The sequence below is a fragment of the Amycolatopsis sp. NPDC006125 genome (assembly GCF_040614195.1).
GTDB lineage: Bacteria > Actinomycetota > Actinomycetes > Mycobacteriales > Pseudonocardiaceae > Amycolatopsis_E > Amycolatopsis_E tucumanensis.
The window spans coordinates 1-4,117 of sequence record NZ_JBEXTZ010000210.1 but is presented as its reverse complement, the minus strand read 5'-3'; the positions used below and the strand labels follow the sequence as shown (position 1 = coordinate 4,117).

The following is a 4,117-nucleotide window of genomic DNA, read 5'->3' as shown; positions in this document are numbered from 1 at the left end:
CAAGCCGGAGCGCGGGCTTCCCGTCGATCAGTTCCCAGGTGCCTTCGCGGCCGCTGCCGTCGCCGTAGCCGCGCGGCGTTCGAGCCGTGGACGCTGCTGCGGCGGGTCACTTGACGCAGTTCGCGCCGCGGATCGGTTTCGCCTGGCTCTCGTAGACCTTGTTGCCGTCGGTGGCCTGGACGAGGAAGCAGTACTTGCGCACCGGATCCACCGGCACCCGGTGGCTGGTGTTGCGCTGGACGAGGACGGTGGTGCTCCGCTCGCCCTCGGCGGCGACGATGACCGCGAAGTCCAGCGCCTCGCTGCTGCGCCAGGACAGTTCGACGTGATCACCGAGGTCGACCGGGTCGTTGAGGTCCAGTTGCACCGCCCGCCCCGACGGCGAGGGCAGCCCGGGAGCCCCGATCTGCGGCGGCACGGCCGCGACGTCCAGCTCGTCCGGGGTGTTCACCAGCACCAGCACGGCGGCCACCGCGAGCGCCGACAACACCGCCAGCGCCACGACGACGGAATTCATCCGCCTCGGCCGTCGGCGCGGACGGTCGGCCGGCCCGTACTCGACGAGCGGCGTGCCCAGCCGCGGCCCGCCCGGCGCCGGATGCGGGGCGGCGGGCCAGGGCGCCGCGGGTCGGTTCCCGGCCGCGGGGGGCCCGTAGGGTGCCGGCCCGGCCGGCGCCGCCGAGGCATGGGGGACCGGCGGCGAAGCCGGATTCAGCTGCGGCCCCGCGGGACGCAGGGCCGTGGGATGTGTGCCCGGGGGCGGCGTCCCCGGAGGCAGGGCGCCCAAGGGGGCCGGTGGCGCGGTCGGCGATGGCGCTCCTGCCTGCGATCCCTGCGGAATGCCCGGGGGTGGTCCCGCTGGCGCCCCCGCTTGCTGGGCCAGTGGTGGCGCGCCCAAGGGCACTTCCCCTGTCGCGTTGTGCGACGGCGGCCCCGGATGCGATCCCTGCGGGACGCCCAGCGGGGGCCCGCCCGGAGGTGGCCCCGGGGGCAGCGCGCCGAAGGGCACACCCGGCGGCGGCACCACCGCTGGCCCACCCGGCGGTGGCGCGCCGAAGGACCCCCCGAAGTCGTCGAACGCCGGCCGCACCTGTCCGGGGGCCGGGGCGGCCATCCGGGCCGCCACGGTGGCCGCGTCGAGGGGGCGCGCGTCGGGGGACCGGGCCAGCAGCGCCGTGATCAGCTGCGCCAGCCCCGGCGGCAGGTCGCTCCGCTCCAGGGGCGGCGCCGGCTCGTGCAGCACCCGCAGCACCAGCTCGCCCTCGGGCTCGCCGGGCCGTCCCTGGTGCGGCGACCGGCCGGGCAGCGCCAGGTACAGCACCGCGCCCAAGCCGTACAGGTCGGACCGCTCGTCGGCGGTTCCGTCGCGCAGTGTCTCCGGCGCCAGGAACCCGATGTCGCGCGCCGGGTCGCGGGGGAAGGCGCGGCGCAGCGCCAGGCCGAAGTCGGACAGCACCGCCTCGCCGGACGGCCGGAACAACACGTTCCCCGGGGTGACCCCGCCGTGCACCACCCCAGCCGCGTGCGCCGCGGCCAGCGCGGACGCCAGCGAGCGGCCCAGCGCCACCGCGTCGGCGGCCGCCATCGGCCCGAACGCGCCCACCAGCTCGGGCAGGGACTGCGCGCACAACTCCATCCGCAGCGCGCACCGGCCGTCCGGGAGCTCGCGCACCGCGTCGGCCACCAGGACCGGCGCCTGGCCCCGCACCGCGGCCAGCGCGGACAGTTCGGCGTCCAGCTCGGCGCGGGTGCCGCGGTCGAGCCGGCCCGGGTAGACCTTGAGCGCGAACGCCGTCCCGGCCGCCTCGTCCACCCCGGCGAACACGGTGGCGCTCGGCCCGTCGCCCAGCGGAACCAGGTCGCCGGGCGCGTCCCCCGCTGCCGTCATGGTGGTCGTCCTCGGAATCGCCGCCGTCGCCGGTCCCATGGTACGAACCATCACGCCCCGACCGCAGCCAGCACGTCCTCGAGCCGGAGTTCACGCAGCTCGGCGGGGTCCGGGATCCGGCCGAGCCGCCGCAGCCGCCCGGACTGGGCCTTCCGCACGGCCTCGAACACCTTCCGGGCGTCGCGCGCGTTGCCGAACGCGGGGTCGGCCGAGATGCGGTCGAAGTACCCGGCGAGGACGGGCCGGGCGCGCGGGTCGAGCTCGTAGTCGCCGTCCGCCGCCATGCGGCCGGTGATGCCGACCAGCTGGTCCGGCGTGTAGTTCTCGAACTCGATCGTCTTGGCGAACCGCGACGACAACCCCGGGTTGGCGGCGAGGAACTGGCGCATCTCGGCGGTGTAGCCCGCGACGATCACCGCGATCTCCTCGCGGTGGTCCTCCATCAGCTTCACCAGCGTGTCGATGGCTTCCTGGCCGAAGTCGGCGCCGCTGCCGGTCTGCCGCGACAGCGTGTAGGCCTCGTCGATGAACAGCACACCGCCGAGGGACTGCTCGAACACCGTCGCCGTCTTCTCGGCGGTGTGGCCGACGTACTGCCCGACCAGGTCCCGCCGCGACACCTCGCGGAACTCCCCGCCGCCGAGCACCCCCAGTTCCCGCAGCAGCCTGCCGTAGGTCCGGGCCACCGTCGTCTTCCCGGTGCCCGGCGCGCCCGCGAAGATCAGGTGGTGGCTCAGCGCGCCGGTGGACAGCCCGGCCCGCGACCGCCACGCGTTCACCTGGATCTCGTCCACCAGCGACCGGACCTCGGCCTTGACCGCGGGCAGCCCGACCATGCCGTCGAGGTCCGCGAGCAGCGCGTCCAGCGGGCCGCCGCCGGACGCCCCGGCCGGTTCGGCCACCACGGTCGCGGTCGCCGAGGCCGCGAGCCGCACCGCGGGCTCGGCGGTGTTGGTGACGTCGCACGCTTCGACCGTACCGCCGCAGTGCGCGCCCACGTCGATGCCGACGCCGCCCGCGTCGCTCACCGAAACCCGCCGCAGCACCGGTTCGCCGCGGTGGGCCACCAGGACCCCGGCCTGGGCGGTGCGGGTGATCCGGCAGTTCTCCACCACCGGCCGTGCGTGCTGGTAGACGTAGAGACCGCGCTGCCCGCACCCGCTCACGGTGCAGGACCGGATCACCGGGTCCGCGCCGAGCCCGACGATCATCCCGTCGGCGGCGACGTTGTCGATGGTCACGTTCTCCACCACGCCGGACGTGCCTTCCAGCACCAGCCCGTGCTCCGCGCCGGTGATCGACACGTCGGTGATCGCGACCGGTCCCGGTCCGCGGACCGCGACGGCGGGTCCGCGCCCGGCGTGCACGCTGCAGCCGGTGAGCGTCAGGGCCGCGTGCTCGGCCTGCACCCCCGCCGCGTTTCCCGCCCGCATGGTCACCCCGTGCACGGTGAGCGCGCCGCCGCGGGCGGACAGCACCGGCACGTCCGCCCCGCTGCCGTCGAACACGACCTCGGCGCCCGCGGCCGCGCGGAGGGTCAGCGTGCGGTCCACCAGTTCCAGTGTCTCGGCGTAGGTGCCGGCGGCGATGGACACGCACGCGCCGTCCGGGGCGCCGAGCACCGCCTCGCCGACGGTGGCGTAGGCGCCGTGCCGGCCCGGCGCCACGAGCAGGGTCCGGGCGGCGGTCGTCATCAGCTCGCCCTCCCCGCCAGCCAGCCGTGCCCGGCGGCCTTGACCCCGGCCTGGAAGCGGCTGCGGGCGCCGAGCCGGTTCATCAGCCCGGCGACCATGCGCCGCACCGTGCGCACCGACACGCCGAGCGCGGCCGCCGCCGACTCGTCCGTGCAGCCCGCGGACAGCAGAGCCAGCAGCTCCCGGTCGCGCCCGGCCAGTTCCGCGCACGACGGCGGGTCGGCCGGGACGAGCGGCACCGCGGCCGGCCACAGGTGCTCGACCAGCTCCATGATCGTGCCGATCACGCTGGGCAGGCGGAGCACCGCGATGTCCCGGTGCTCCCCGGGCAGCACGGCGAGCGCGCCGTCGATGACCAGCGCCTCGACGGGCACGACGGGCATCGTGCGGATCTCCGCGCCGGCCTGCGCCAGCTTGCCGAGGCGCCGGGCGGGGCCGGGCGTCGTGCGCGCGGCGTCCGGGACGTGTGGACAAGGGACACGACCCCCGCGAATTCGCCCTGGTCGGCTTCGGCGGCGCCGGCCCCATGCACGTC

Annotated in this window: 3 protein-coding genes; all 3 read right to left on the bottom strand. The window is 76.3% G+C overall.

Annotation, left to right across the window (positions count from 1 at the left end; translation table 11 throughout):
* Positions 1–106 precede the first annotated feature (106 nt).
* The 3 genes from ABZ193_RS43375 to ABZ193_RS43365 are packed head-to-tail and all read right to left on the bottom strand — an operon-like array spanning position 107 to position 3,965.
* A complete protein-coding gene (locus ABZ193_RS43375; RefSeq protein WP_354714656.1) occupies positions 107–1,888 on the bottom strand; it encodes a protein kinase in 1,782 nt (593 codons plus the stop codon).
* 50 nt (positions 1,889–1,938) lie between these two features.
* Positions 1,939–3,582 (bottom strand): right-handed parallel beta-helix repeat-containing protein, encoded by a 1,644-nt coding sequence (locus ABZ193_RS43370; RefSeq protein WP_354714654.1) that lies wholly within the window; start codon positions 3,580–3,582, stop codon positions 1,939–1,941.
* Positions 3,582–3,965: a helix-turn-helix transcriptional regulator gene (locus tag ABZ193_RS43365; protein WP_354714652.1), complete on the bottom strand. Its 384-nt coding sequence runs from the start codon at positions 3,963–3,965 to the stop codon at positions 3,582–3,584. Before ABZ193_RS43365 ends, ABZ193_RS43370 begins: the two co-directional genes overlap by 1 nt.
* Positions 3,966–4,117: the final 152 nt, after the last annotated feature.

Coding starts and splice junctions, on each gene's coding strand:
- ABZ193_RS43365 (WP_354714652.1), bottom strand. CDS start 3,965: ATGCCCGTCGTGCCCGTCGAGGCGCTGGTCATCGACGGCGCGCTCGCC.
- ABZ193_RS43375 (WP_354714656.1), bottom strand. CDS start 1,888: ATGACGGCAGCGGGGGACGCGCCCGGCGACCTGGTTCCGCTGGGCGAC.
- ABZ193_RS43370 (WP_354714654.1), bottom strand. CDS start 3,582: ATGACGACCGCCGCCCGGACCCTGCTCGTGGCGCCGGGCCGGCACGGC.